The 25631-nt window shown below is 75.2% G+C and carries 25 protein-coding genes and 2 pseudogenes; 16 read left to right on the top strand and 11 right to left on the bottom strand.

The window, feature by feature from the left end; genetic code table 11:
• Positions 1 to 6: 6 nt before the first annotated feature.
• Entirely contained in the window at positions 7 to 627 is a 621-nt protein-coding gene (gene thpR, locus QSK52_RS33005; protein WP_285739911.1) for an RNA 2',3'-cyclic phosphodiesterase, read from the bottom strand.
• A gap of 109 nt (positions 628 to 736) precedes the next feature.
• Here thpR and QSK52_RS33000 point away from each other — a divergent pair, with 109 nt between their 5' ends.
• A complete protein-coding gene (locus QSK52_RS33000) occupies positions 737 to 1270 on the top strand; it encodes an NADPH-dependent FMN reductase (protein WP_285739910.1) in 534 nt (177 codons plus the stop codon).
• Positions 1271 to 1507: 237 nt separating this feature from the next.
• Here the strand turns inward: QSK52_RS33000 and QSK52_RS32995 are convergent, their stop codons facing one another.
• Together QSK52_RS32995 and QSK52_RS32990 are read right to left on the bottom strand one after the other, a co-directional pair.
• Entirely contained in the window at positions 1508 to 2482 is a 975-nt protein-coding gene (locus QSK52_RS32995; RefSeq protein WP_285739909.1) for a hypothetical protein, read from the bottom strand.
• Entirely contained in the window at positions 2479 to 2826 is a 348-nt protein-coding gene (locus QSK52_RS32990) for a PadR family transcriptional regulator (protein WP_285739908.1), read from the bottom strand. The genes QSK52_RS32995 and QSK52_RS32990 overlap by 4 nt, the downstream gene beginning before the upstream one ends.
• A gap of 225 nt (positions 2827 to 3051) precedes the next feature.
• Here QSK52_RS32990 and QSK52_RS32985 point away from each other — a divergent pair, with 225 nt between their 5' ends.
• Positions 3052 to 4149, top strand: a complete 1098-nt coding sequence (locus QSK52_RS32985) for a protein kinase family protein (RefSeq protein ID WP_435053421.1) — start codon at positions 3052 to 3054, stop codon at positions 4147 to 4149.
• A 51-nt stretch (positions 4150 to 4200) separates the two neighbouring features.
• Here the strand turns inward: QSK52_RS32985 and QSK52_RS32980 are convergent, their stop codons facing one another.
• Positions 4201 to 4869 (bottom strand): hypothetical protein, encoded by a 669-nt coding sequence (locus QSK52_RS32980; RefSeq protein ID WP_285739907.1) that lies wholly within the window; start codon positions 4867 to 4869, stop codon positions 4201 to 4203.
• 407 nt (positions 4870 to 5276) lie between these two features.
• Here QSK52_RS32980 and QSK52_RS32975 point away from each other — a divergent pair, with 407 nt between their 5' ends.
• Positions 5277 to 6611, top strand: coding sequence for a hypothetical protein (locus QSK52_RS32975; protein WP_285739906.1), 1335 nt, complete (start codon positions 5277 to 5279; stop codon positions 6609 to 6611).
• Positions 6612 to 6683: 72 nt separating this feature from the next.
• Here QSK52_RS32975 and QSK52_RS32970 read toward each other — a convergent pair whose 3' ends face one another.
• On the bottom strand, positions 6684 to 6953 hold the full coding sequence (locus QSK52_RS32970; protein WP_285739905.1) for a GlsB/YeaQ/YmgE family stress response membrane protein: 270 nt from the start codon (positions 6951 to 6953) through the stop codon (positions 6684 to 6686).
• 261 nt (positions 6954 to 7214) lie between these two features.
• On the opposite strand from QSK52_RS32970, the gene QSK52_RS32965 reads away from it, so the two are divergent.
• The 5 genes from QSK52_RS32965 to QSK52_RS32945 all read left to right on the top strand — a co-directional run bounded on the left by QSK52_RS32965 (position 7215) and on the right by QSK52_RS32945 (position 11465).
• Positions 7215 to 8225, top strand: a complete 1011-nt coding sequence (locus QSK52_RS32965; protein WP_285739904.1) for a transglycosylase SLT domain-containing protein — start codon at positions 7215 to 7217, stop codon at positions 8223 to 8225.
• Positions 8226 to 8362: 137 nt separating this feature from the next.
• Entirely contained in the window at positions 8363 to 9142 is a 780-nt protein-coding gene (locus QSK52_RS32960) for a hypothetical protein (RefSeq protein ID WP_285739903.1), read from the top strand.
• Positions 9143 to 9278: 136 nt separating this feature from the next.
• Positions 9279 to 9788 carry a MarR family winged helix-turn-helix transcriptional regulator gene (locus QSK52_RS32955; protein ID WP_285739902.1) on the top strand — a complete coding sequence of 170 codons (510 nt, stop codon included), beginning with the start codon at positions 9279 to 9281 and terminating at the stop codon, positions 9786 to 9788.
• On the top strand, positions 9785 to 10642 hold the full coding sequence (locus tag QSK52_RS32950) for an ATP-binding cassette domain-containing protein (RefSeq protein WP_285739901.1): 858 nt from the start codon (positions 9785 to 9787) through the stop codon (positions 10640 to 10642). The genes QSK52_RS32955 and QSK52_RS32950 overlap by 4 nt, the downstream gene beginning before the upstream one ends.
• Positions 10602 to 11465: an ABC transporter permease gene (locus tag QSK52_RS32945; protein WP_285739900.1), complete on the top strand. Its 864-nt coding sequence runs from the start codon at positions 10602 to 10604 to the stop codon at positions 11463 to 11465. The genes QSK52_RS32950 and QSK52_RS32945 overlap by 41 nt, the downstream gene beginning before the upstream one ends.
• Positions 11466 to 11510: 45 nt before the next feature.
• Here QSK52_RS32945 and QSK52_RS32940 read toward each other — a convergent pair whose 3' ends face one another.
• Positions 11511 to 11951: an SsgA family sporulation/cell division regulator gene (locus QSK52_RS32940; protein ID WP_285739927.1), complete on the bottom strand. Its 441-nt coding sequence runs from the start codon at positions 11949 to 11951 to the stop codon at positions 11511 to 11513.
• Positions 11952 to 12267: 316 nt separating this feature from the next.
• On the opposite strand from QSK52_RS32940, the gene QSK52_RS32935 reads away from it, so the two are divergent.
• Entirely contained in the window at positions 12268 to 13488 is a 1221-nt protein-coding gene (locus QSK52_RS32935; protein ID WP_285739899.1) for a PucR family transcriptional regulator, read from the top strand.
• A 16-nt stretch (positions 13489 to 13504) separates the two neighbouring features.
• Here QSK52_RS32935 and QSK52_RS32930 read toward each other — a convergent pair whose 3' ends face one another.
• Positions 13505 to 13975 carry a hypothetical protein gene (locus QSK52_RS32930; protein WP_285739898.1) on the bottom strand — a complete coding sequence of 157 codons (471 nt, stop codon included), beginning with the start codon at positions 13973 to 13975 and terminating at the stop codon, positions 13505 to 13507.
• Positions 13976 to 14136: 161 nt separating this feature from the next.
• Positions 14137 to 14610, bottom strand: a complete 474-nt coding sequence (locus QSK52_RS32925) for a hemerythrin domain-containing protein (protein ID WP_285739897.1) — start codon at positions 14608 to 14610, stop codon at positions 14137 to 14139.
• A 117-nt stretch (positions 14611 to 14727) separates the two neighbouring features.
• Between QSK52_RS32925 and QSK52_RS39570 the strand changes: the two are divergent.
• The 3 genes and pseudogenes from QSK52_RS39570 to QSK52_RS32910 form a co-directional block, all read left to right on the top strand.
• Positions 14728 to 15279, top strand: a pseudogene (locus QSK52_RS39570) (MFS transporter); the annotation flags it as partial.
• A gap of 118 nt (positions 15280 to 15397) precedes the next feature.
• On the top strand, positions 15398 to 15943 hold the full coding sequence (locus QSK52_RS32915) for a hypothetical protein (RefSeq protein ID WP_285739895.1): 546 nt from the start codon (positions 15398 to 15400) through the stop codon (positions 15941 to 15943).
• A gap of 276 nt (positions 15944 to 16219) precedes the next feature.
• Positions 16220 to 19630, top strand: a complete 3411-nt coding sequence (locus tag QSK52_RS32910) for a carbohydrate binding domain-containing protein (RefSeq protein ID WP_285739894.1) — start codon at positions 16220 to 16222, stop codon at positions 19628 to 19630.
• A 49-nt stretch (positions 19631 to 19679) separates the two neighbouring features.
• On the opposite strand, the gene QSK52_RS32905 is transcribed toward QSK52_RS32910, so the two are convergent.
• Together QSK52_RS32905 and QSK52_RS32900 are read right to left on the bottom strand one after the other, a co-directional pair.
• Positions 19680 to 21209 carry a DMT family transporter gene (locus QSK52_RS32905; RefSeq protein ID WP_285739893.1) on the bottom strand — a complete coding sequence of 510 codons (1530 nt, stop codon included), beginning with the start codon at positions 21207 to 21209 and terminating at the stop codon, positions 19680 to 19682.
• The gene (locus QSK52_RS32900; protein ID WP_285739892.1) at positions 21206 to 22069 is read right to left on the bottom strand and encodes an NAD(P)-dependent oxidoreductase; all 864 of its coding nucleotides are present in this window, start codon (positions 22067 to 22069) and stop codon (positions 21206 to 21208) included. Before QSK52_RS32900 ends, QSK52_RS32905 begins: the two co-directional genes overlap by 4 nt.
• A gap of 124 nt (positions 22070 to 22193) precedes the next feature.
• Between QSK52_RS32900 and QSK52_RS32895 the strand changes: the two genes are divergently transcribed.
• The 3 genes and pseudogenes from QSK52_RS32895 to QSK52_RS39565 all read left to right on the top strand — a co-directional run.
• The gene (locus tag QSK52_RS32895) at positions 22194 to 22751 is read left to right on the top strand and encodes a CGNR zinc finger domain-containing protein (protein ID WP_285739891.1); all 558 of its coding nucleotides are present in this window, start codon (positions 22194 to 22196) and stop codon (positions 22749 to 22751) included.
• Positions 22752 to 22796: 45 nt separating this feature from the next.
• The gene (locus QSK52_RS32890) at positions 22797 to 23621 is read left to right on the top strand and encodes a helical backbone metal receptor (protein ID WP_285739890.1); all 825 of its coding nucleotides are present in this window, start codon (positions 22797 to 22799) and stop codon (positions 23619 to 23621) included.
• A gap of 23 nt (positions 23622 to 23644) precedes the next feature.
• Positions 23645 to 23737 (top strand): annotated as a pseudogene (locus QSK52_RS39565) (hypothetical protein); the annotation flags it as partial.
• On the opposite strand, the gene QSK52_RS32885 reads toward QSK52_RS39565, so the two are convergent.
• A complete protein-coding gene (locus QSK52_RS32885) occupies positions 23738 to 24415 on the bottom strand; it encodes a (2Fe-2S)-binding protein (RefSeq protein ID WP_285739889.1) in 678 nt (225 codons plus the stop codon). It abuts the pseudogene before it with no gap.
• Positions 24416 to 24599: 184 nt separating this feature from the next.
• Here QSK52_RS32885 and QSK52_RS32880 point away from each other — a divergent pair, with 184 nt between their 5' ends.
• The gene (locus tag QSK52_RS32880; protein ID WP_285739888.1) at positions 24600 to 25571 is read left to right on the top strand and encodes an aldo/keto reductase; all 972 of its coding nucleotides are present in this window, start codon (positions 24600 to 24602) and stop codon (positions 25569 to 25571) included.
• The last annotated feature ends 60 nt before the right edge of the window (positions 25572 to 25631 follow it).

Here is a 25631-nt window from a genome sequence, read left to right as displayed (position 1 = left end):
GCCCCGTCACCCGGAATTCGCCGGTTCCGCCGGGACGGTCAGCGGCCAGGAGTCGAGGTCGCGGTAGCGCAGCGGGGCGGGGTCGCGGAGGGGGGTGCTGCCGACCAGGTGGAGGCGGGGAGTCCACCAGGGGCGGCCGGTGAAGCCGGCCAGGGCGGCGGCGCTCGCGGGGATGCCGACGGGGTCGTCGCGGCGGGCGCGGGCCAGGGTCAGGTGGGGGTGCAGGGGGCGGTCGCGGAAGGCGAGGCCGTGGGCGCGGACCAGGGCGCGGACGTCGGCGGCGAGGCGGTGCAGCCCGTCGAGGTCGCCGCCGACGCCGCTCCACAGCAGCCGTTCGTCGAAGTGCCCGCCGCCGCGCAGGCCCAGCCGCAGGGCGGGCTGCCCGGCGGCGCGGTCGGCCAGCGCCGCGTGCAGCGGCGGCACGGCGGTGGCGGGGAGTTCGCCGAGGAAAGCGAGGGTGATGTGCCAGTCCTCGATCCGGTTCCAGCGCAGCCGCGGGTGCGCGTCGTACGCGGGCCGCAGGGCGCGGGCGAGTTCGTCCTTCGCCTCGTCGGGCGGGGCCAGCGCCACGAAGACGCGCAGGGTCGGGGGAGCGGGGGGTCCGTCCGGCGGGGGGTGCTCGTCCACCAGGGATTTCTAGCACCCGCCGGACCCCCGCCGATCCGCGGAGCCCGGCCGGTCGACAATGTGCTCCGGTACGCACGGCCGAGGAACGCCGAGGAACGGGGAGAGGCAGATGGAGTTCGTGGGGATCGTCGGCAGCCTGCGCGCGGGATCGCTCAACCGGCAGGTGGCGCTGACCGCCGCCGACCTGTGCGGGCCGGGGACGTCCCTCACCCTGTACGAGGGGCTGGCCCGGCTGCCCTACTTCGAGCACGACGTCGAGCTGGCCGGGCCGCCGGAGTCCGTCCTGGACCTCCGGGCCCGGCTGGCGGCGGCCGACGCCGTCCTGATCACCTGCCCCGAGTACGCGGCGGGCATGTCGGGCGTGCTGAAGAACGCCCTGGAGTGGGTGGTCGGCGGGGGCGAACTCGTCGACAAGCCGGTCGCCGTGGTCACCGCCTCCCCGGCCGTCACCGGCGGCGAGCGGGCCCGGGCCTGGACCACCGAGACGCTGCGGATGATGGGCGCGGACGTCCTGCCGGAGTCGATGTCCGTCCCGAAGGCGGGCACCAGGCTCAAGGACGGCCGGGTCGACGACGAGACGCTGCGCGAGCAACTGCGCGGCGTGCTGGCGGCGATGGAGGCCGCGGCGCTGGCGCGGCGCTAGGGAGCGTACTCGGTCGTGATCGAGGTGTGCTCCCGGTGGGGTCCTTGATCCAGGTCGTGGCGCCGACTGCCTGCGCAACCGTTCCGGGTACGGGCCGTGCTCGCCGGGCGGCAGGCACGGCTCGATGAACTCCCGCTCGGCGTCGGTCAGTTGTATGCGCGTCACGCGACATGACCCAGCGGGTCAAGCGCAGCCACGGAGCCGGAGCCCGCACACTGACCACCACGCACCGTCGGCTCAGGCGGGGCGGGACGGTGCGTTCGTCCTGGCCCGGCGACCGACGTGGACCGCGGCGGCCAGGGTGGCGGCGACGGCCGACGGGGCGAGGCAGGCTCCCCCGTACAGGGCCACCACGGACAGTCGCTGCGAGCTGTCGGCGGCCGCGAGCGCGAGGTTCGTCAGCCAGGGCAGGATCGCGAGGAGCACCCCCGCGGCCCGGAGGCCGTCGGGGCGGCGCCCGGACAGGCGCAGCAGCAGGAGCACGGCGGCCACCGTGCACTGCCAGAGCGTGAGCGTGCTGGCGTCCGACAGGAGCAGGGGGCCGAGGAGCGGGATCCCGTAGTGGAGCACCGCGATCATCGGGACCGCGATGCCCAGGGCGAGGGCGGCGCTCTCCCGCCTTCCCCGCGCCGTGGTGTCCACCAGGCCGGTCGGTGCGAGGAGGAGCAGCGCGCCGACGATCGCCGGGACGGCTGTGCAGTAGACCCGCCACAGGGTGTCCATCGGCTCCAGGAGTTGGAGGCCGACGCCGGTGAGCGCGGCGAGCACCCCGGTGGTGCGGGCCGCCCTCCAGCGGCCCGCGAGGGCGAACGCGAGGGCCAGGAGCCAGGGCAGGCTGTCGGCCAGCAGCAGGACCGCCGCCAGGACGGCGTGGCCGAGGCCGAGACCGGGGAACGGGTAGCGGATCCGGTGGACCGCTTCGTACGACTGCGCCGGGAGGAAGGCCAGGGCGCGGCCGGCGGCGACGGCGAGGGCGAGGGGCGCCGCGCCCGCCAGCAGTCGGCCGGCCGGATCGGTGGGGCCGATGCGCAGCCGCAGCCGCAGGGCGTGCGCGGCGAGGTCGACGTGCTCCCGGAGCACCTCGCGCCGGTTCAGGCCCTCGGTGGTCTCGGCGAGGACGGCGGCGATGTCCTGGCCGTGGGCGGCCCGGTAGCGACGGGGGTAGAGCCCCATCAGCAGGCGTGCGGCCGGTGGTGCGTCGTGAGTGCTCATGCGGTGGCTCCGTTCGGGCGCAGGCGGGCGACGGTCAGTCGGCGCTCGGCCTCGGCGGCGGCCAGGCGGAGGCGTCGGGCTTCTTCGGCCAGCACGGCCTGGCCCTGCTCGGTGAGGGCGAAGGTGCGGCGCAGGCGGCTGTCGACCACCTCCTCGCGCTCGATCCGGACCGCGCCTTCGTGCAGCAGCCGGTCGAGCGCGGTGTAGAGGGTGCCGGTACTGAGCCTGGTGCGGCCGCCGGAGATGGCCAGCACCTCCTGGATGATCGCGTAACCGTGCCGGGGGGCGTCGGCCAGCGCGGTGAGCACGAGCCTGGTCGGCTCACGGAGTTGACGGTCGGTCATGGAGCGAGCATAGGGCTACTGTCGCCATATGTCGATCATTTACCTATGGCGATCGAGAGCCGTTCCCTGATCGGAGGCGCCGCCGGGTCCGCCGGGGTGCCGCGTTCGCCCGGCCCCGTCGCCGACCGTCACGTACAGTGCGGCCGAAGGGGGTCCGGAAGGGCCGTGCGCCGCGCGGGTGCGCCCCGTGGACGGGCCCGGGTCTCCGGAGAGGACGGTGCGCCGGTGGAGGTGGCCGGGGGGAGCTTCGACGCGTCGCGCGGTGCGCGGTTGGCGGCCTACGGCGCCGTCTCCACGTCGCTGGCGCTGCGCAGCGACCGCCAGCTGCGCGACCTGGTGGACACGGCCGCACCGATGGGGGCCGGCATCGGCGGGACCTCGGCCTTGCTGGAGGTCGACGGGATCCCGGTCTTCGTCAAGCGGCTGCCGCTGACCGATCTGGAGCAGCGGCCGGAGCACGTCCGGTCCACGGCGAACCTCTTCGACCTGCCCGCCTTCTGCCACCCCGGCCTCGGGGTGCCCGGCGGCCCGGGCTGGGGGGCCTGGCGGGAGCTGGCCGTGCACACCATGACGACCAACTGGGTGCTCGCACAGGACCACGAGGGCTTCCCGCTGATGTACCACTGGCGGGTGCTACCGGCCTCCGGGTCGGGGCTGCCCGCGGAACTGGCCGACATCGACCGGACCGTCGCCTACTGGCACGGCAGCCCGCAGGTGCGCCACCGGCTGGAGGCGCTGCGCGACTCCTCGGCGAGCCTCGCCCTGTTCCTGGAGTACGTCCCGCAGAACCTGCACGACTGGCTGGACGTCCAGGTCAGGGCCGACGAGGAGACGGCCGAGCGGGCGTGCACCATGGTCGAGGAGGAACTCGAGGCCGGAACCGCCTTCATGAACGCCCGCGGGCTCCTGTACCTCGACGGCCACTTCGAGAACGTCCTCACCGACGGCGAGCGCCTGTTCTTCGCGGACTACGGCCTCGCGCTCTCCTCCCGGTTCGACCTGTCCGAGGAGGAGGCCGACTTCCTCGCCGGACACCGGACCTACGACCGCTGCTACACCGTCACCCACCTGGTGCAGTGGCTCACCACCGCCCTGTACGGGTACGTGGGGGACGAGCGCAGCGCGTTCGTGCGCGCCTGCGCCCGGGGGGAGCCCGCGACGGGAATCCCGCCGCGGATCGCGGCGATCCTCGCCCGGCACGCGCCGATCGCCGCAGTGATGACGGACTACTACCGCGAGTTCCGCTTCGTGAGCAGGCGGACCCCGTACCCCCTGGAGGCGCTCCGCCGGGTGTGCGGCCCGGCCGGCCTGCCCGGCGGCTGACGGACCGGGCGGCACCGGCCGGTCGGCCGACGGACCGGCCGGGCCCGGGCGTCAATGCTCCAGGTCGGCGCGCATCAGGGCGAACTGCTTCGCCGCGTCCGCCGGGGAGCTGGCGGGGAACAGGGCGACCGCGGCGGTGGAGGAGTCGACCCAGCCGCACAGCGCGTCGGCGCCCAGCGGGAAGCACTCCAGGTTGCCGCCGAGCGGGCCCGCCGGGTACGCGGTGGACGCGCCGGGGCTGCCGGTGGAACCGTTGCCCGTGGCGTAGTCGATCAGGCCGCGCCACAGGTGCTCGCGGCGCTTGCTCGGGTCCTCCGGCACGTCGGCGACCCCGGCGAACAGCACCGGGCGGTTCGAACCGCCCGCCTTCCGGACGTAGTTGGCCTCCACCAGGGTCATCCCCTCGCGCATCTCGCCCGGGTCCACCGGCACGTCGCTCAGCTGCGCGTCCCCGGTCGCCCGGGCCAGGCCGCCCGCCGTGGCCGCCTCGGTCAGGGTGCGCTTGCCGGCGGCGGCGGACTTCGTCGCGGCGGGCGGGGACTTCGGCGCCGCGGACGGGGAGCCGGGCGTCGCCGGGGCGGAGACGGGCGCGGTCGTCGCGGCGGGGGCGGCGGCGTCGCCGTCCGTCCCCTCCGGGTCGCAGGCGGCCAGGGCGAGGGTCGCGGCCAGGGCCGCGGAGGCGAACAGGGCGCGGGCGGCGAGCGGCTGACGTCCGGTCATGGCGGTGGTTCTCCCGAGTGCGTGGTGACGATGTGCGTGGTGACGATGTGCGTGGTGGTGACGTGCGTGGTGGTGACGTGCGTGCGACGTGCGTGGTCGAGTCGGCGCGGACGGGCTGCTGGACCCGGGCGGCGCCACGACCAGGACGCTACGGGCACCGGGAGCGGGGGAGCGGCGAAGACGCCGATTCCGGACCGCACCGCTACCGGACGGTGACACGTCGACAATTCGGTAGCACGGCGGCACGGCGGCACGGCGGCACGGCGGCACGGCGGCACGGGCGGTCCGGCGGTGCCGAAAACCGCTTGGCCCGGCGGCGCGCTGCGGCGATGATCGGGCGGGCGCGTGCCCCGGCGGCCGCCGGAACGCCGCGCCCCGAGACCCCGACCGACCCAGGAGGAGACTGCGTGCACCCCGATCTCACCAAGGCCCGCGAACTGCTCGACGCGGGCGACCCGCAGGGCGCCGTCCGGGAGCTGCGGGCCCGCGCCGACAGCCTGACGGCCGGTGAACTCTCGCCCGCCGTGAGGCAGTTGGCCGAGCTGGTGGGAATCGACGAGCTGGCCGCCGCGGCCGTCGCGCTGACCGCCGACCCGTCCGCCCCCGGCGCGCTCTACGCGTACGGGTACGCCTGCATCGAGCACGGCCTGTCCGAGTTCGCCGTCCCCGCGCTGCGGCAGTCGCTGGACGGCGCGCTGCGCGAGGGCACCGCGCCCGAGGCCAAGCGGCGGCTGTTCGGCCGGGGCCGCCCGGCCGCTCCGGCCGTCAACCCCCGGCAGGTGCTGCTGGAGCTCGCCGTCGCGCTGGAGGACGGCGAGCGGCACGCCGAGGCGGTCGAGCTGCTCCGGGAGCACCAGGGGATCACCGGCGACTGGCCCGACCGCTACCTGCTGGTGCACAACGCGCTGATGGCCGGGCGGCTCGACCTGGCCCGTGAGGTCTTCGAACGGCTCTCCGCGCCCGACGACACCTGGCAGCCCGCCGCCGACCGGATCCGCCGCACCCTGGCCCGCGCCGCCGCCGTCCCGCCCACCGGCCCGACCGACCTGCGCGGCTGGCACCACGTCCTGACCGGCGGCCTGCTCGCCACCCTCTCCCCGTACGGCTACGACGCCGGGATGACCGGCCGCTGGGCGTACCTGCAGGGCAGCTGGGACGACTGCCGGCTCGGCCTGGAGCGGCTGCGCACCGTCCTGGCGGCCACCGGCCGCCGCCCCGCCGCCGTCGCGCTGCTGCCCGACCGCGGCAGCCGGGCGCTCGGTCTGGCCGCCGCCGAACTGCTCGGGCTGCCCGCCGCCCCGTACCGTCCGGGCACGCCCGACGTGCTGGTCCTCGCGTACGACCTGAACGAGGTGGACGAGGAGGTGCTCTCCGCGCTGCACGAGCGGGCCCCGGGGGAGGTGCTGTACGAGCACGCCACCTGCTGGACGGACACCCCCGCGGTGTCGGCGGACGTCTGCGGCCTGCTGGTGCAGCAGATCGTCGCGCCCTGGGAGCCGCGGACGGTCGTGGACGGGGAGGGTGGGGTCACCCGTTCGCCCGCGGACGGGCGCCCGGCCGAGGAGCTGGCCCGGGAGATCCTGGCCGCCTCCGCCGAGCCCGACGAGGGCGACGGCGCCACGCCGGCCGACCCGCCGGAGGAGCTGGCCCGGTTCGCGGCCCGCGCCGCCGCGACCTGGGCGACCGGCCCGCGGGACCGGATCCGCTCGGCCGGCCCGGTCCGCAGCTCCCGCTTCGCCTGACCGCGGGCGCACCGCACGCGCGCCGGTCCGGCCCCCGTCGGACGGGGGCCGGACCGGACGCGCCGTGCGGGGTTACCTGCTGGCGCGGGACCTGCTCCAGGCCGGGGCCACCAGTCCGACGAACAGGACGGCGAACCCGATCTGCAGGAGGTGTCTGATCCAGTCGATCCCGCCGGTGTGGCGGACGCCGATCCAGCCGGACACCAGGTTGCCGACCAGGGCGCCGGCCGCACCCAGCAGCATGGTCAGCCACCAGGGGATGGACTGCGGCCCGCGCAGGATCAGTTTGGCGATCAGGCCCAGCACGAGGCCGATCAGGAGAATCCAGAGGATTTGGAACATCGAAACCCAGCCTTTCCGGTCGGGCGCCGGCGGTCTGCGACGGTGCACCGGGCACGGCCGCCGACGGGACGGTCCGCACCAGCCATGATCGCGCGCCCCGCGCGCCCCGGCATCTCGACGAACCCCCGACCGGCGGGTTTGCAAAGCCCCGGTAAAGGGTAAGGGTGCGACCCGAACCGGGGCCCTGGTCGATTGCGCCGCAGCGCGGTGTGGTGGGATAAACGACCTGAACCGACGTCAAGTCCTACGGGGGGACACGGCATGGCAGCGGGCTTCGGCTACGAACTCGGCGAGCTGGCGAAGATCCAGAAGGATTTCCAGTCGATCCAGCAGCGGATGGGCGAACTGTCCGAGCGGACCGGCCGGATCAAGGGCGTGATGGCCAAGGCCGTCGCCACCGACCTCGCGGCCGGCGCCCTCGGCAACGTCATCGGCTTCGGCGTGGTGGTCGCCCAGGTGCGCGAGCGGGTCGAGGCGGTCCAGCAGCGGATGGCGGCCCTGGAGGCCGCCAAGAACGAGCTCACCAAGAACCTCGGCGGCGACGTCGCCAAGCTCGGCACCATCGCCAAGCAGTACGCGGAGGCCGAGCGGCGCGCCCGCGAGGGCCTCGCCAAGCCCGGCCAGGGCGCCCACCCCGGGCAGCCCGCCGCCCCGAAGAAGCCCGGCGGCACCAAGCCCGGCCACGCGCCCGGCGGCCCGCGGAAGCCCGTGGCGACCCCGTCCGGCCCGAAGAAGCCCGGCGGCGTGGGCCACGGCGGCGGCCACGGCGGCAACGGCGGCCACGACCCGGTGCCGAGCGTGTCGCACGAGGGCGCGATCAAGGTCAGCCAGGTGACCTACGACGGCGCGGGGAAGTACCGCAGCGGCGAGGCCGCCTGCCGCGAGTACATCGCCCAGGCGCTGGACGCGATGGGCGTCACCGACCCGAAGGCCCGCGCGGCCTGGACGGAGGGCATGCTGACCATCGCCTCCCGGGAGTCCTCGTACAACGCGCCCGGCTCGCAGATCAACGCCTGGGACAGCAACGCCCACGGCGCGATCGTCGGCGACGGCAAGCCCGCGAACTGCTCGCGCGGCGGCTGGCAGTGCATCCCGTCCACCTTCGCGGCCAACCACGTGAAGGGCACCTCCACCGACATCTACGACCCGGTGGCCAACGTCGCGGCGTCCATGACGTACATCCGCAGCAGGTACCACGTCTCGCCGGACGGGCACGACCTGGCGAGCAAGGTGCCGCAGGCCAACCCGCACCACAGGCCGCAGGGCTACTGACCGTCCGCGGCCGCCCGTCCGCGGACGGGCCGCCGCGCTCCGCGGCAGCCGCTGCCGCCCCGCGCGCCCGGTCCCACCGGCGCGGGGCGGGGCGCGGCCGCCGATCTCCTCCGTCCTCGAACTCCCCAGGGATACACGTGCGTTCGCTCCGTCTCGCCGCCGCCACGGTGGCCTGCCTGTCCGCTGTCGCCCTGCTGTCGGCCTGCGACCCCGACGGCACCGACAACGGCGACTCCGCCGCCCCCGCGGCCTCCAGCCCGGCCGCGCCGACCTCGGGCGGGGCCAAGTCGCCCGCCCCGGCGAAGAGTTCGGCCGCTGCGGCGGGGGCCGCCGACCGGCTGCCCGCCGGGGTGTGGATCGACCCCAAGGCCGTCCCGATGAACTCCGCGCTGCACTGGAAGGCGCCCGCCTCCGCGGCCAAGCCGCTCGGCAGCAAGGGGCAGCTCCGGATCGAGGCGCTCTGCAAGATCCCCCGCGACGCGTCCTTCGCCGAGGTCCCGATGGTGGAGACCGCCTCGCTGGGCGCCCCCAGCGGCGACTGGGCGGCCGACGAGACGATCGCCAGCTTCGGCTCCGCGGCGAAGAGCAGCGGCCGGGCGCAGAGCGCGTTCGGCCTGCTGGGCGCCGTCGCGGACGGGCTGAAGTCCTGCGACACCACCGCGCCGGGCGCCACCGTCGCGGTCAGCACCGACGACAGCACCTTCCTCGCGGCCACCCTGACCGTCCCGACGGCGGACGGCGGCAGCACCGAGGTGCACGAGTACCTGTCGGTGCAGGGCGGCTCGGTCGCCGAACTGACGCTGCGCGCCCAGCTGACCAAGGGCAGCCACCCGAAGACCGCCTGGTCCGCCCCCGCCGACGCCGGGCTGCTGGACACCCTCGGCAAGACGGTCTGCACCGCCCTCGGCGACTGCTGACCCGCCCCGCCCCGCCCACCGGGCCGGTCCGCGCACCCGCGGACCGGCCCGCGGCCGTTCCCGGACCGACAGTTGGGGAGTTCTTGACCCGCGGACCCTCGACGGATGCCTCTCACTCAGAGCTAAAATCGGAGGCGTGAGCGAGCACCCGGAACGGGACCAGGAGCGAAGGGGCCGCGAACGCGGGCCGGACGCCGAGGAGTTCGCCGACCTGCTGGTCGGCATCCAGCGGCTGACCCGCCGCCGCCTGCGGGCCGGGCTGGACCGGCCGCGGCTGCGCGGCGCCCAGGCCGAACTGCTGCGCCTGGTCGCGGACGCCCCCGGCCTGCGGGTCTCGAAGGCCGCCGAGGAGCTGTCGCTGGCCGGGAACTCGGTCTCCACCCTGGTCAACCAGCTGGTCGGGCAGGGGCTGCTGCGCCGCGAGACCGACCCGGCGGACCGGCGGGCAGCACTGCTGCACGCCACCGAGGAGGCCGTCGAACGGCTGGCCGCCTGGCGGCAGCGGCGCACCGAACTGCTCGGCGAGGTACTGGCGGAACTGGACGGCGCGGACCGGGCGGCGCTGGCCGCCGCCCTGCCCGCGCTGCGGGCGGTCGCGGCGGGGCTGCGCGCCCCCGGGAGCGGCGAGGGGAAGGCGGGAGCATGACCGAACAGGAGCAACCGGCGGTCCGGTGCCGGGAGTTGGCGTACAGCTTCCACCGCGGCCGGGGCAAGGGTCCGGTGGTCCGGGCGGTGGACGGGGTCGACCTGGAGGTGCGCCCCGGCGAGGTGTTCGGACTGCTGGGGCCCAACGGCGCGGGCAAGACCACCACCATCCGGGTGATCACCACCCTGCTGCCGACGGTGCGCGGCATGGTCGAGGTGTTCGGCCACGACTGCGTCGCCGAGCGCACCGAGGTGCGCCGGCTGCTCGGCTACGTCCCGCAGGCGCTCTCCGCGGACGCCGGGCTGACCGGGCGGGAGAACGTCGCCCTGTTCGCCCGGGTCTTCGACGTGCCCCGCGCCGAGCGCGCCGCCCGGGTCGCCCAGGCGCTGGCCGCCGTCGACCTGACCGAGGCCGCCGACCGGATGGCCGGAACGTACTCCGGCGGCATGGTGCGCCGCCTGGAGCTGGCGCAGGCGCTGGTCAGCGCGCCCCGGCTGCTGGTGCTGGACGAGCCCACCATCGGGCTGGACCCGATCGCCCGGGCGGGCGTGTGGGAGCGGGTGGAGGCGGTGCGCCGGGCCACCGGCATGACGGTGCTGGTCACCACCCACTACATGGACGAGGCGGACCGGCACTGCGACCGGATCGCCCTGATGGACCGCGGCCGGATCCGGGCGCTCGGCACCCCCGAGGAGCTCAAGGCGCGGGTCCGCGCCGAGGACCCGGCCCGGCAGGCGCCGACCCTGGACGACGTGTTCCGGCACTTCTCCGGCCGCGCGCTGACCGACGACGCCAAGGAAGGGGAGTTCTCGGATGTCCGCCGCACCCGCCGCACTGCCAGCCGAGTCGGCTGAACACCCGGACCCCGGGCCCGAGCTGGGCCTGCTGCTGGTGCCGCCGAAGGCCCGCACGGGCTGGCGGCTGGTCCCGGCCCGGGTGGGCGCGATGTGCGCCGTCGAGCTGCAGAAGCTGCGGCACGACCGCACCGAGCTGTACACCCGGGCGGTCCAGCCCGCGCTGTGGCTGCTGATCTTCGGCGAGACCTTCACCCGGCTGAAGGCCATCCCGACCGGCGGCACCCCGTACCTGGACTACCTGGCGCCCGGCATCATCGCGCAGTCCGCGATGTTCACCGCGATCTTCTACGGCATCATGATCATCTGGGAGCGGGACTCCGGGGTGCTCACCAAACTGCTGGTCACCCCGACCCCGCGGGCCGCCCTGGTCACCGGCAAGGCGTTCGCCGCGGGCGTGAAGGCGGTGGTCCAGGCCGCCGTGGTGGTGGTGCTGGCCGCGGTGCTGGGCGTCGGCATGACCGCGAACCCGCTGCGGCTGCTGGGCGTCGCGGTGGCGGTGGTGCTGGGCTCGGCGTTCTTCTCCTGCCTGTCGATGACCATCGCGGGCATCGTGCTGACCAGGGACCGGCTGATGGGCATCGGGCAGGCCATCACCATGCCGCTGTTCTTCGGCTCCAACGCGCTGTACCCCGTCGACCTGATGCCCGGCTGGCTCCAGGCCGTCAGTCGGGCCAACCCGCTCAGCTACCAGGTGGACGCGCTGCGCGGGCTGCTCATCGGCACCCCGTCCCACCTGGCCCTGGACTTCGGCGTGCTCGCCCTGGCCACCGGGCTCGGCATCGCCGCCGCCTCCGGCCTGCTGGGGCGGCTGGCCCGCTGAGCCGTCCGGGGCGGCCCGACCCCCGGCCCGGCTCCCCGCCCCGGTTCAGCACCCCGGCTGCGCCGCCCCGCCCGCCGCGAACAGCGCCTCCAGCGCCCGGTCCACCCGGGCCCGCTCCGCCGCCCCGCCCGGCGGCACCAGGTGCAGCGTCCGCCGCACCCAGGCCGCCACCGGGGCCGCCGGGGCCTGAAGGAAGGCGTCCCCCTCCGGCGAGCACAGCATCAGCGTCACCGTCCGCCGCCCGTCCACCACCGCCGGCCACACCCGCACGTCCCCCAGCCCGGTCGGCCGCAGCAGCCCCTGCACCAGCAGCTCCCGGGCGAAGAACCAGCCGATCGGCTGGGTCGAGTCGACGTGGAAGGCGACGTGCACCGCGTACGGGTCGTCGGGGGAGTACGCCAGCCGCGCCGGGACGGGAAAAGCCTCCTCCGGCGACAGCAGCAGATCCATCACCAGGTCCAGGTGCAGGTCGGCGGGGCTCTCCATCACGGGTGCCTTCTCCACTCGGTCCGGCCCGGCGGGCCCGGGCTGGTCTGAGCAAGGAGACTAGAGCCGCCCGGCGCACCCGCGGGCCCACCGGGCACCAACGCTGTCCGGACGGACAGCCCCGCCCCGTCCCCGCCTGTGGGCCGCGACAAAACGCTCCCCCCAACGGCCCGACGCACCGTCAACACCCGCCCCGGCCCTCACCCGTGGAACAACCGTGCGCCGACCGCCCGTCCCGGCACCCCACGGCGCGCCCGCCCCGCCCCGCGCCCCGCACCCACCGGACGCCCCGCCCCGCGCCCCCTAGGCTCGCCGCATGGGCACCCGACTCACCGCCGCCCCGGTCGACTCGGCCGCGCGACTGGCCGGCCACCTGCTGGACCGGCTCACCGTGCTCACCGAGGAAACGGTCCGCCGCATCCGCGACACCATGACCGTCTACCGCAGTGCCGGACCGCTGCCCGCCGGGGACCTCGCCGAATCCGTCCGCAGCAACCTCGAGTTCACCCTGCGCCGCCTCGCCCACGAGGACGGCCTCTGCCTGGACGCCCCCCGCCGCACCGGACGGCTCCGCGCCGAACAGGGCGTCCCCGCCGCCACCGTGCAGTCCGCCTTCCGGATCGGCTTCGCCCACCTCTGGGAGACCATGGCCGCCGAGTCCCTCCGCCACGGCCTCGCCACCAGCGAGGAACTCGTGCAGATGGCCACCGACGTCTGGCGGTTCAACGAGGAGTCCACCACCGCCATGATGAACGCCTTCAACGAGACCACCGCCCTGCTGATGGTCCGCCGCGACCAGGAGCGCTCCGCCCTCGTCGACGTGGTGCTGCGCGGCGGCATGGGCAACCCCGGCTCCGTCCTCGAAGCCGCCGACATGCTCACCCTCCCGTACGACGGCACCTTCGCCGTCGTCGTCGCCCACGCCCCCGGACTCGCCCGGCAGGCGCTGCCCGACATCGAACCCACCCTGCGCGAGCACGACATGGGCTCCGCCTGGCGGCTCACCCCCGACGCCCACATCGGCATCGTCTCGATGCGCGCCGCCGACGCCATCGGCCTGCTGGTCGACACCCTCCGCAGCCAGACCGTCCGCCGGGCCGGCGTCAGCCCCTGCTACACCCGCCTCGACCAGACCCCGCAGGCCCTGCACCTCGCCCAGGTCGCCCTCGCCAGCTCCGCCCGCCCCGAGGAGACGGTCACCCTCTTCGACGCCAACCCGCTGCCGATGCTGGTCGCCTCCGCCCCCTCCACCGCCTCCCGGATCGGCAACCAGGTGCTCGGCCCCGTCATGGAACTGCCCGACGGCCAGCGCGAACAGCTCCTCACCACCATGTCGACCTGGTTCGCCGTCGACGGCTCCGCCGACAAGGCCGCCAAGCTGCTGTACTGCCACCCCAACACCATCCGCTACCGGCTCCGCCGGATCGAACAGCTCTCCGGCCGCTCCTTCGAACGGCGCCTGGACTCCGCCGAGTTGTACATCGCCCTGCAGGCGGTCCTGCACCTGCCCGAGGTGGTCCGCGACCCGCTGGAGTGACCCGGCGAGGGCCCCCTCACCCGCTGCCGGTCGCGTAGCGGGCGACCGCGCCCTGCAGGTAGAGCTCCACCTGCTCGCGGGAGAAGCCCTGGTGCCGGACGGTGTACTCGGCGATCAGCCGGGACTGGAACACCACGGCGTCGTCGACCGGGAACCGCGACCGGCCCGGCGGCGGCGCACCCGGCCCGATCTGCTCCTGCACGAAGACCGCCATCGGCTCCGGCTGGAGCACCCGCAGCTCGGCCGGGTAGGCGCGCCGCAGCTCGGCCAGGTAGGCGCTGATCTCCCCGACCGGCTCGGAACCCTCGAACACGAACTCCATCACGTTGCGCAGGAAGGCGTTCAGGACCCCCTGCAACGCCGGACCGGCCGCCGCCACCTCGGCCGGGAGGTCACGGGCCTGACCGCCCTCGACCACCGTGTGGTGCAGCACCCGGTGGGCGGCGGTGGCCGCGGCGAGACGCGCGCGTTCGGACGACTTGCCCATGGGACCCCCGTGTCCTGCGGCCTGCTGCCGCGTCATGAGACGTACTGTCAGGAAAGGATCGCACGGGGAGGAGGGGGCGAACAGGGGGCCCGCGCCGCCGGAGCCGGACGGACGTGCCGCCGGAGCCGGACGGTGCTGCTCGGCCGGTGCGCCCGGGCCGCTCAGCCGGGGTCGGCGGGCCGCCGACCCGGATGGGCCTCCTGCCAGGCGGCCATCGAGGCGTCCCAGTCGGCGGCCGTCAGGGCGATCAGCGAGGCCGGGAACAGGCCGTCCTCCTCCTTGGCGATGTGCTCGTGCAACTCCTCGAACGCCGCCAGCAGCGCCGCCCGGTCGGTCGGCGACGCGAGGTCGGTGGCGGCGAGCAGCGCCGCCAGCCCGCGGTGCTCGGCCTCCAGGGCGTCGACGTACCCGGCGAACTCCGGGTCCCCGCGCATCACCCGGAACAGCCCGCGCTCCTCGCCCCGCCAGTGCGAGGCCAGTTCGGCCACCAGCGGCGGCAGCAGCGCCCCCGCGGCGGCGAGGTCGCCCGCCGCCAGCAGCCGGGCGATCTCCCCGGTCAGGTCGGTGGCGGCCTCGTGCTCCCGGACGAAGTCCTTGATCAGCGGAATCTCGCGGCACCCGCAGTAGTGGCACATCCCGCCAGTCTCACCGCCCCGGCCCGCCCGGACCCCGAGCGGCACGCCGTCGGCGGCGGCGGGCGGGGCGCGGCGGGTTTGCCCTCGACCTGGTCGAGGTTCCTAGGGTCGGCGGCCATGGGAACCACCGTCACCGCCCCCGCCGCGCTGCCCCGGACGTACCTGTGGTGGCTCGCGGGAACGCGCGCCTCGGCCGTCGGGGACGCCGCGCTCGCCACCGCCCTCGGCTGGACGGCCGCCGGGTACGGCGGGGCGACCGCCGGGCTGGTGCTGACCGCGGTCACCGTGCCGCGCACCGCGCTGCTGCTGTTCGGCGGGGCGGTGGCCGACCGGTTCGGGGCCCGGCGGACGGCGCTGGCCGGGGACGGGGCGATGCTGGCCGTCGTCCTGGTGCTGGCCGTGGTCGACCGCACCGCGGGCAGCGCACCGTGGACGCTGCTGGGCTTCGCCCTGCTGATCGGCACCGTCGACGCCTTCCAGCTGCCCGCGAGCGGCGCCCTGCCGCGGCTGCTGGTCGCGCCCGAGCAGGTGCCGCGGGCGCTGGCGCTCCGGCAGGCGGGCGGCCAGGCGGCCGTGCTGCTCGGGGCGCCGCTGGGGGCGCTGCTGGTCGGGGCGGCCGGGCTGGCCGTCACCGCGCTGGCCGACGCGGTGACCTTCGCCGCGGTGCTGGCCGTGACGCTCCGCGTCCGCACCGCGGTCGAGCCGCCGCGCCCCCCCCGCCGCCCCCGGTGCCGGCGGGCTGTTCGCGGGGACGGTCGACGGGCTGCGGGTGGCGTGGCGGGGCAGGGTGCTGCGCTCCGCACTGGCGCTGGCCGCGGTCGCGGCGGCGGGGGTGCTGCCGGTGGTCGCGCTGCTCGGCCCGCTGCTGGTGCGCGAGCGGGGCTGGGACGCGGGGGCCGCCGGGCTGCCCGCGGCCGGGCAGGCGGTCGGGATGCTGGCCGCCGCCCTGGTCGCCGCCCGCCGCGGCACCCTGGCCCGCCCGGCGCTGGGCGCCGGTCTCGGCCTGCTGGCCGCCGCCCTCGGCACGGCCGGGCTCGCGGCCGCGGGCACCCCGCTCGCGGCCGCCGCCGCGGCCGCCGTGGTGGGGGCCGGTTCGAGCGGCTTCGCCGTCCACCTGGGGCCGGTCGTCCTGGGCGGGGCCCCGGCGACCCACCTGGCCCGGTTGCAGGCCCTGCTGACGTTCGTGCAGAGCGCGGCCCTGGCCCTGGCCAACCCGGCCTGGGGCGCCCTCGCCGCCGGGTTCGGCGCCACGGCGGCACTGCTGGGCTGCGCGCTGCTGACGGGCGCCGCGGGCGGCGCGGCGCTGCTGACGGCGGTGGCCCGGCGGTGCTGAGGGGGCGACAGTTCCCGCACCGGTCCCGGTTGTTGCGGAAAGGTCTTTCTGCGGGTGGGGCGGGTTGACGCCGGAATGTCCGTGAATGCGCAGCGTCAAGGAGTCTTTACAGCCAGGTCATGCCTCAGTAACCTCCTGGAAGCTCTTGCATGTTCTTGCGCAAGTTCCCCCACCCACCCCCTGCCGCGAGGCAGTTCCCCACCGCCCGCGGCCCCAGTACCGAGGGGCACCCCCTTGACCAGACGAGCACGGCACCGACGGCGCCCCATCGCCGTCGTGCTCACGGCAGTGGCGGCACTCACCGCCGGCCTGCTGTCCACGGCCCCGCTCGGCGTCACCGCGAGCGCGGCGACCGGCACCACGGCGAGCGGCAGCAACACGGCCACCGTCTTCTACTACACCAAGACCCGCAACTGGTCGGCCTACAACCTCCACTGGGCCCCGGACGGCGGCAGTTGGACCACCGTGCCGGGCACCGCGATGGAGGCGGCCTGCACCGACTGGGTGAAGCGCACCGTCGACCTGGGCACCGCCACCGGGCTGCAGGCGACCTTCAACAACGGCTCCGGCACCTGGGACAACAACGGCGGCAAGAACTACGCCCTGGGCACCGGCACCGTGGTGGTCAAGGACGGCGTGATCGCCCACAGCGACCCGTGCGGCACCGACAACGGCGGTACCACCACGCCGAGTTCGACCCCCACCCCGAGCCAGTCGTCGACCGGCGCGAGCACGACCGTCTACTACTACACCAAGACCCGCAACTGGTCGGCCTACGACCTGCACTACGCCCCCGACGGCGGCAGTTGGACCACCGTGCCGGGCGTCGCGATGGAGGCGGCCTGCACCGACTGGGTGAAGCGCACCGTCGACCTGGGCACCGCGACCGGGCTGCAGGCGACCTTCAACAACGGCTCCGGCACCTGGGACAACAACGGCGGCAAGAACTACGCCCTCGGGACGGGCACGGTGACGGTCAAGGACGGCGTGGTCGGCAGCACCGCGCCGTGCGCCGCGACCACCACCCCGAGCCCGAGCGCGTCCGCCTCCGCCGGCCCGAGCGCGTCCGCCTCCGCCTCCGCCGGCCCGAGCGCGTCCCCGTCCGCGAGCGGCAGCACCCCGGCGGGGAAGAGCGCCACCGTGTTCTACTCGACCGCCGTGGTCGGCTGGAGCATCGTCAACCTGCACTACGCCCCGGCGGGCGGGGCGTGGACGGCGGTGCCGGGCGTCGGCATGACCCTCGCCTGCCCCGGCTGGTACAAGCGCACCGTCGACCTGGGCTCCGCGGCCACCATGGCGGCGACGTTCAACAACGGCAACGGCACCTGGGACAACAACAACGGCGTCAACTACGTCGTCCCGGCGGGCGTCAGCACCGTGCAGAACGGCAAGGTCACCGCGGGCGCCGCCGACCCGTGCGCGGCCGTCGTCCCCGACACCACCGCGCCGAGCGTCCCGACCGCGGTGAACGCCTCCGCGACCGACACCTCGATCGTGCTGACCTGGGAACCGGCCACCGACGACACCGGCGTGACGGGCTACCAGATCACCCGCAGCGGCGGCACCAGGGGCACCTCGGTGATCAACGTCGGCTCGACGGTGTACTCGGACACCGGCCTGGAGGCGCGCACCGTCTACACCTACACCGTGAAGGCGCTGGACGCGGCCGGGAACGTCTCCGCCGCCTCCGCCGCCGCGGTCGCCACCACCGGTGACGCCCCGCCCGCCGCCAAGCCCGGCGAGATGATCGGCACCGACCCGCGCAAGGACCCGATCTACTTCGTGCTCACCGCCCGGTTCTACGACGGCGACAGCTCGAACGACCGGGGCGGCAACCAGGACGTGAAGTCCGGCAACGCGGCCAACAACGACCCGATGTTCCGCGGCGACTTCAAGGGCCTGGTGCAGAAGCTCGACTACGTCAAGGGCCTCGGCTTCTCGGCGATCTGGATCACCCCGGTGGTCCTCAACCGCTCCGACTACGACTACCACGGCTACCACGGCTACGACTTCTACAAGGTCGACCCGCGGCTGGAGTCGGCCGGCGCCTCCTACCAGGACCTGATCAACGCCGCCCACGCCAAGGGCATCAAGATCTACCAGGACGTGGTCTACAACCACAGCTCCCGCTGGGGCGCCAAGGGCCTGTACGTGCCCACCGTGTACGGCGTCCGGGACGCCCAGTGGTCCTGGTACTACGACGAGAAGCAGGCCGGCTTCGAGTACGACGGCCTGACCGTCGAGCCGAAGAGCGGCAAGTCGTACTACAACGGCGACCTGTGGTCGACCACCCAGCCCAGCGGCCAGACCTGCGTCGGCTGGGGCACCCCGACCCAGTACAAGAGCCCCGAGGGCTACACCATCTACAACTGCCAGTGGCCGAGCCCGACTTCGGGCATGTTCCCGTCGAAGTACTACCACACCTGCTGGATCGGGAACTGGGAGGGCGAGGACTCGCGCTCCTGCTGGCTGGCCGACGACCTGGCCGACTTCAACACCGAGAACGCCGACGTCCAGAACTACCTGATCGGCGCGTACAACAAGTACATCGACATGGGCGTGGACGGCTTCCGGGTCGACACCGCCGTGCACGTCCCGCGGGTCACCTGGAACCGGCGCTTCCTGCCCGCGATCCAGCAGCGGGTCACCCAGGACTGGGGTCCGGCCAAGGCGCAGAACTTCTTCGTCTTCGGCGAGGTCGCCGCGTTCGTCAACGACAAGTGGAACCGCGGCTCGGTCAACCACTCCGCGCAGTTCTACACCTGGAAGGAGCGCAAGGACTACACCGCGGACGACGTGCAGGCCGCCCTCGACCAGTACACCTACGAGGAGCAGCTCGGCACCGGCAACCAGCCGACGTCCACCAACGCCTTCCTGGACGGCAACACCTACCACGCGCCCGACCACTCGAAGTTCTCCGGCATGAACATCATCGACATGCGGATGCACATGAACTTCGGTGACGCGCACAACGCGTTCGGCAACGGCAAGGACTCCGACGACTCCACCAACGACGCCACCTACAACGTGGTGTACGTCGACAGCCACGACTACGGGCCCAACAAGTCCACCGTGCGCTACACCGGGGGCACCGACGCCTGGGCCGAGAACATGGCCCTGATGTGGACCTTCCGCGGCATCCCCACCCTGTACTACGGCTCCGAGATCGAGTTCCAGGCCGGGAAGCAGATCGACTGCGGCCCGTCCTGCCCGCTCGCCACCACCGGCCGGGCGTACTACGGCGACAAGATCGCCGGGAACGTGACGGCCAGTGACTTCTCGGTGGTCTCCTCGGCCGACGGCGCCGTCGCCACCACCCTGCAGCAACCGCTGGTCAAGCAGGTGCAGCGGCTCAACCAGATCCGCCGGGCGGTCCCCGCCCTGCAGATGGGCCAGTACTCCACCGAGGGGGTCAGCGGCGGCATGTCCTTCAAGCGCCGCTACACCGACGCCGCCGGCGGCGTCGACTCCTTCGCGCTGGTCACCGTCACGGACGCCGCCACCTTCACCGGCGTGCCCAACGGCACCTACAAGGACGCCGTCTCCGGCGACGTCCGCACCGTCACCAACGGCACGCTGTCCGTCGCCGCCCCCGGCAAGGGCAACCTGCGGGTCTACGTCCTCGACCTGGGCGGCAGGAACGCCGCCCCGGGCAAGGTCGGCACCGACGGCCCGTACCTGAAGTAACGCACCGTCAGCGGGGGGCGGCCATCTCGCCGCCCCCCGCACGCGCGGGTCAGCGCGGCGACCGGTCGGCCGCGGTGGCGCCCCACAGTTCGGCGATCCGGCCCCCGGCGACCCGGAACACCTCCAGCACGGTCGTCCCGGCCCCGGCGGTTCCCCCGCCCCGGTGGACCGTCGAGCGCAGCGCCACCCGGTCGCCGTCCACCAGCACGTCCTCGACGACGGTCCGGACCTCCGGGTCCGCCGCGAACATCGCCGTCCACGCCGCCTTCACGGCGTCGACGCCGCCGCGCAGCGGGTGGCTGTGGAAGTCGGGCGCGAAGATCCCGTCCGCGGCCGCGACGTCCCGCGCGTTGAACGCCTCGTGCATGCGCAGGGCGAGACGACGGGCATCCGAATCCTCCACGAGGCCCCCTGCGGCCGGTCGGCGGACGGCCGGTTCTGCCACGCCCCGCCCGCCCGGCACCGGGCCCCGGCGGTGCGCACCCCGGCGGAGGGCGACGAGCACGCCGGTGAGCGTGAGCGCGACGGGCACCGGACCCGTCGGCGCGGCGGGCCCGGGCGGCAGCGCCGCCTGGACCGCCCCGGCGGTGAGCACCTGCCCCGCGACGACGCAGAGCCCCAGCACCAGGACGCCGTGGACCCGGGCCAGCCAGGAGACCAGCGCGACGAAGGCGAGGCCGAGCAGCCCGCCGACGTAGAGGACGGGATCGTCGGGCACCCCGTCCAGGCGGCCCGTGACGAACATCCCGGCGGCGAGGGCCAGCAGGAGCGTGACCAGGCCGACGGCCGTGTTGCCCAGCGTCGCGGCCCACGGCCCGACCACCCGGGCGACGCGCCCGTTGAGCGCCTGCTGCACCGACAGGCCCGCCCCCGCGGCCAACGGGACGGCGGTCACCAGGACGGTCGTCCAGGCGACGCCCGCCACGAGCCGCTCACCCGCGCCGAGGCCCGCGGCCGCCACCGCCAGCGCGGTCGCGGCGACGCGCGAGCCGTCCACGGCCCGCCGTCCCGCCGGGCCGAGGCCGACGTGGTCGACGAGCAGCGCGCTGCACGCCTGCCCGGCCGTCACGGCGACGCTGAACAGCGCCACCCCGACCACCGGGGCCGCGAGACCCTGGCTCGCGACGAAGCACGCGCCCAGCACTCCGCCGACGGCGTCCCGGGGCCGCAGCCGCCGCTCCCGGAGGGCCACGGCGAACCCCGCCGCCCCGCGCCGGAGCGCGGGAACGAGAGGGGTGGCGGCCAGCAGCGCCAGCAGACCGACGCCGACGCTGACGGCCCCCGCGGCGATCCCGGCCCGCGGCCCGGCGCCGAGCCCGGCGGCGAGGCGCCCGTTGACCTCGGACTGCACGGCGAGGAGCCCCCCGGCGACCACCATCAGCGGCACGGACAGCACGCGCACCGCCCGCCCCGGCAACGCCGGGTGCCGCGCGGCAGCGTCGGTGCGGGCGCCGGAGTCCGCCGGGCCGGTGTCCGCTGCGTTGTTGTCCGCCGCGCCGGTGTTCGTCGCGCCGGTGCTCGCCGGGCTCGGCGCCGGGCCGCTGTCCGCCGTGCCGGTGCCCACCACGCCGGTGCTCACCGCGGCTGCTGCTCGGCGATCACGGACCAGTCGTCCGCCGCGCGGCCGTCCGCGAGCGTCCGGTCGAACACCTCCGCGAGCAGTTCGCCGAACGGCAGCGGGACGGCCTGGCCGGCCGCCGCGTTCAGGGCCAGGTGGAGGTCCTTGCGGCCGAGCACCGCGGTGAACCCGGCGGGCCGGTACCTGCGTCGCGCGATCATCGACCCGTAGCCGGAGTAGACCGGGCCGGGGAAGAGCGTCGACGCCAGCAGCTCGACGAACTGCTCCGGGTCGGCGCCGGCCGCGTCGGCGACGCTGACCGCCTCGCCGAGCGACTGGATCGCGCAGGCGATCAGGTAGTTGCCCAGCACCTTGGCGGTGTTGGCCTGTTCGGGCCGCTCGCCCAGGCGCCAGGTGCGCGAGCCGATCGCGTCGAAGAACGGCTGGACCCGGTCGAGCAGTTCGGGCGCTCCCGCCGCGAGGACGTTCAGCGCACCGGCCTCCGCGACGGCGACCCGGCCGAACACCGGGGCCGCCACGTAGCCGACCCCGTGCTCGGCGTGCGCCCGCGCGGCCCGGCGGCACAGCTCGACGCTCACGGTGGCCGCGTTGACGTGGACCGTCCCGGGCCGGGCCCGGGCCAGGACGCCGGAGTCCAGGAAGGTCTCCGCGAAGGCGGCGTCGTCGGACAGGACCGAGAACACCACCGGGCACTGCAGGGCCTCCGCGACGGACGCGGCGCGCAGGGCGCCGTCCCGCACGAGCTCCTCCGCGGGCCCCGCCGAACGGTTCCACACCACGGTCCGGTGCCCCGCCCGCACCAGATTCCGCGCCATCGCCCGGCCCATCCCGCCCAGACCGATGACCGCAACCTCGCCCATTTCCCGACCTCCGCCATGTGAACCGTCTGAGACGGTTCACATGATGGCGTGCACCGACGCCTTTGTCGAACCGGCTAAGATGGTTCAGGCGGGTTCGTGGTGGTACCTGCGGAAGGGAGAGGCCGTGGAGGCCCGTCGACTGTTCCGGCTGGACAACGAGGTGCTGGCGTTCCGCTTCACCGCCACGGTGAGCGACCGGGCCGGTGCGGCACCCCGGGAACGGCTCACCGACCCCGGCCGGCTCGCCCTCTGGCTGGACGCCGCGGGGCTCGGCGTCCCCGGCGTCCCCGGCGTCTCACCCGCCGAACTCCGGGACGCGCTCGCCCTGCGGGAGGCGGTCTACCGCGCCGGGCTGGCCGTCGCCGCCGCCCGGCACCCCGACCCCGCGGACGCGGCGGTCCTGAACGCGGCCACCGCCGCCGGGCGCCCCCGCCCCGCCCTCCGCGACGGACTCGCGGTCTGGCGCCTCGACCCGGAGAACCCGGTGGCGGACGCGCTCGCCGTGCTCGCCGCCGACGCCGTCCACCGGCTCGGCGGCCCCGACCGCAGCCGGGTCAAGGCGTGCGAGGGCCCCGGCTGCGCGGGCCTCTTCCTCGACACCAGCCGTGGCACGAACCGCCGTTGGTGCTCCATGAACACCTGCGGCAACCGGGTCAAGAAGGCCCGGCTCGCCGACCGGTAGCCCGCCCGCGCCCCCGCGTGCCCCGCAACGGCTAGCGTGTCCCGCATGGACGCCGCGCGACACCTGACCGACGACGAGGGCAACCCCGTCCGCCTGGCGTCCGCCGTCCGCCGCGTGGTCTCGCTCGTCCCCTCGCTCACCGAGGCCGTCGCCACCACCGCCCCCGGCCTGCTGGTCGGCGCCACCGACTGGTGCACCCACCCCGCCGGGCTCGACGCGGCCCGGATCGGCGGCACCAAGAACCCTGCGCTGCAAGCGATCTGCGCACTCCGCCCCGACCTGGTCGTCACCAACGAGGAGGAGAACCGCGCCCCCGACCTGGCCGCCCTGCGCGCCGCGGGCCTCCCGGTCTGGACCACCCGGATCCGCGACCTCGACCAGGCCCTCGACTCACTGCGCCGCCTGCTCGTCGACGCCCTCCGACTCCCTTGCCCCGACTGGCTGGTGACGGCCCGTCAGGCATGGGACTTCCCGCCTCCGCCCCGCCCCCTCCGTGCCGTCGCCCCGATCTGGCGCCGCCCCTGGATGGTCCTCGGCCGAGACACCTTCGCCGCCGACCTGCTCCGCCGCCTCGGCGTCGACCTGCTCCCCGCCACCCACCCCGACCGCTACCCGCGCCTCACCCTCCCCGAACTCCACGCCCTGGGCGCGGAGTTGGTGCTCCTCCCGGACGAGCCCTACCGCTTCACCGCCACCGACGGCCCCGAAGCCTTCCCCGCCCTCCCGTATGCCCTCCTCCCCGGCCGCCACCTCACCTGGTACGGCCCCTCCCTGGCCGAGGCCCCGACCGTCCTCGGAGTCCGCCTGGCCGGGCACCGGCGGGAGGGCCCGGGGCTGTCCGAGGCCGCCCCGCCGCCCGGCGTCGAGTAGTCGGGCCCGCCGTCGACGTCCGCGACATCCCGACGGAGTGCGGGCGGCGCCGCCTGGTCGGCGGCCAGGAGGACATGATCATCGACATCGCGCTCGACCTGGCCGCCCGCAGCTGATCACCGCCCCGGCGGCCGGGTGAACACGCAGTCACCGCACAACCCGCCGGACGGCGTCCGGTAGTACAGGCAGCACGACGTCCGGCGGAACCCCAACGGCCCGCCGGGCGCCGTCGCCGCACCCGTGCCCGCCAGCGCCGGACGCGCCAGCAGCCCGCGCGCCAACGCCGCCGCCGGAGCCCGCAGCGCCGGCACCGACCCCACCTGCCGCGCCGCGCCCACCAGCGCGGACGCCGCATTGCCCGCCAACAGCCCCGGCGCCACCGGCGCCACCACCCGCACCGCGTCCGCCAACGGCGCCAACTGCCGCTCCCACACCGCGACCTCCAGCGCCTCGACGCCGGCCTCCGGCCCCTCCGAGGAGGGCAACCACAGGTCGAACGGCCCCTGCGGCGGCAGCGCGAACCAGGCCCCGCCCAGCTCCGCCACCCGCCCCGTCACCACCGCCGTCCCCAGGGCCACCGACCACAGCCGCGCCGCCAGCCCCAGGTGCGCCGTCGACGCCGCCACCCGCGGCTCCACCGTCCCCAGCAGCCGCCCCACCTCGGCGACCCGCGCCGCCAACGGGCCGCCCGCCCCGTACAGTTCGGCCAACGGCCGGAACCCCGGCGGCGGGGCCGGGTCGGTGCGGACGGCGAAGTACGGGCCGAGGGCGGCCGACAGGTCGGCGGCCGTCACGAGCGGGCGAGGGCTTGCGGAGCACGGGTGAGGAGCACAGCGCGGAGTGTAGTGCGGCGGCCCCCGCGTCCGTCCCGGTCGAGCCGCCAGGCTGCCCCAGCACCCGCAACCCCCTGGCGCCCGCCCCGCCCCGCCGCCTAGGGTCGCCTCCCGGAACGGTCGACTCGGGTCAGGAGGACCACGGATGCGGTACCGCGCACTCGGGCGCAGCGGCGTCGAGGTGTCGGAGGTCGGTTTCGGAGCGTGGGGGATCGGGGCGTCCAGCTGGGTGGGCGCGCGGGAGGAGGAGTCGCTGGCGGCGCTGCACCGGGCGGTCGACCTGGGGGTGAACTTCGTCGACACCGCCCGCGGCTACGGGGAGAGCGAGCGGCTGGTCGGCCGGGTGGTGCGGGAGCGGGCCGCGAACGGCGAGCGGGTGCTGGTGGCGACCAAGGTGCCGCCGCTGAACGGCCAGTGGCCCGCCCGGCGCGGCGTCGACCCGGCCGAGACCTTCCCCGGGGCGCACATCCGGGAGAGCCTGCACACCTCGCTGGCCGCCAGCGGCCTGGAGCGCTTCGACCTGGTGCAGTTCCACGTGTGGAGCGACGAGTGGCTGGGCCGCGGCGACTGGCTGGAGACCGTGCAGGAGCTGAAGCAGGAGGGCCTGATCGGCCTGTTCGGCGTCTCGGTCAACGACCACGAGCCGCACAGCGCCGTCGAGTTGGTGCGCAGCGGTGCGGTGGACGCGGTGCAGGTGATCTTCAACGTCTTCGACCAGTCGCCGCTGGACGAACTGTTCCCGGCCTGCCGGGAGCACGGCGTCGGGGTGATCGTCCGGGTCGCCCTGGACGAGGGCGGCCTGACCGGCCGGATCACCGCCGACACCACCTTCCCCGAGGGCGACTTCCGGCGCCGCTACTTCCGCGGCGACCGGCCCGCCCAGGTCGCCCGCCGGGTGGCCGCGCTCACCGCGGACCTGGGCATCGGCGACGAGCAACTCGCCGAGACCGCCCTGCGGTTCGTGCTCAGCTCGCCCGCCGTGTCCACCGTCATCCCGGGCATGCGCTCGGTGCGCAACGTCGAGCGCAACGCGGCGGTGGGCGACGGGGTGCCGCTGACCGAGGAGCAGCTGAAGGTCCTCGCCGGGCACCGCTGGGAGCGCAACTTCTACTCCTGAACCCCGGTCCGCGGGTGTCGGCGCGTGCGGTTGTCGGGGGTCGGTGGCAGGCTGGGACGC

The sequence above is a fragment of the Kitasatospora phosalacinea genome (genome assembly GCF_030268885.1).
Taxonomy (GTDB): Bacteria; Actinomycetota; Actinomycetes; order Streptomycetales; family Streptomycetaceae; genus Kitasatospora; species Kitasatospora phosalacinea_C.
Note: the sequence above shows the minus strand (reverse complement) of the source record. Positions and strands in the feature narration are given on the sequence as shown.

Bases quoted from the DNA above. Each gene is read 5' to 3' on its own strand.
- QSK52_RS33000 (WP_285739910.1), top strand. From the start codon at position 737: ATGGAGTTCGTGGGGATCGTCGGCAGCCTGCGCGCGGGATCGCTCAAC.
- QSK52_RS32995 (WP_285739909.1), bottom strand. From the start codon at position 2,482: ATGAGCACTCACGACGCACCACCGGCCGCACGCCTGCTGATGGGGCTC.
- QSK52_RS32990 (WP_285739908.1), bottom strand. From the start codon at position 2,826: ATGACCGACCGTCAACTCCGTGAGCCGACCAGGCTCGTGCTCACCGCG.
- QSK52_RS32980 (WP_285739907.1), bottom strand. From the start codon at position 4,869: ATGACCGGACGTCAGCCGCTCGCCGCCCGCGCCCTGTTCGCCTCCGCG.
- QSK52_RS32970 (WP_285739905.1), bottom strand. From the start codon at position 6,953: ATGTTCCAAATCCTCTGGATTCTCCTGATCGGCCTCGTGCTGGGCCTG.
- QSK52_RS32965 (WP_285739904.1), top strand. From the start codon at position 7,215: ATGGCAGCGGGCTTCGGCTACGAACTCGGCGAGCTGGCGAAGATCCAG.
- QSK52_RS32950 (WP_285739901.1), top strand. From the start codon at position 9,785: ATGACCGAACAGGAGCAACCGGCGGTCCGGTGCCGGGAGTTGGCGTAC.
- QSK52_RS32945 (WP_285739900.1), top strand. From the start codon at position 10,602: ATGTCCGCCGCACCCGCCGCACTGCCAGCCGAGTCGGCTGAACACCCG.
- QSK52_RS32940 (WP_285739927.1), bottom strand. From the start codon at position 11,951: ATGGAGAGCCCCGCCGACCTGCACCTGGACCTGGTGATGGATCTGCTG.
- QSK52_RS32935 (WP_285739899.1), top strand. From the start codon at position 12,268: ATGGGCACCCGACTCACCGCCGCCCCGGTCGACTCGGCCGCGCGACTG.
- QSK52_RS32930 (WP_285739898.1), bottom strand. From the start codon at position 13,975: ATGGGCAAGTCGTCCGAACGCGCGCGTCTCGCCGCGGCCACCGCCGCC.
- QSK52_RS32925 (WP_285739897.1), bottom strand. From the start codon at position 14,610: ATGTGCCACTACTGCGGGTGCCGCGAGATTCCGCTGATCAAGGACTTC.
- QSK52_RS32900 (WP_285739892.1), bottom strand. From the start codon at position 22,069: ATGGGCGAGGTTGCGGTCATCGGTCTGGGCGGGATGGGCCGGGCGATG.
- QSK52_RS32890 (WP_285739890.1), top strand. From the start codon at position 22,797: ATGGACGCCGCGCGACACCTGACCGACGACGAGGGCAACCCCGTCCGC.
- QSK52_RS32880 (WP_285739888.1), top strand. From the start codon at position 24,600: ATGCGGTACCGCGCACTCGGGCGCAGCGGCGTCGAGGTGTCGGAGGTC.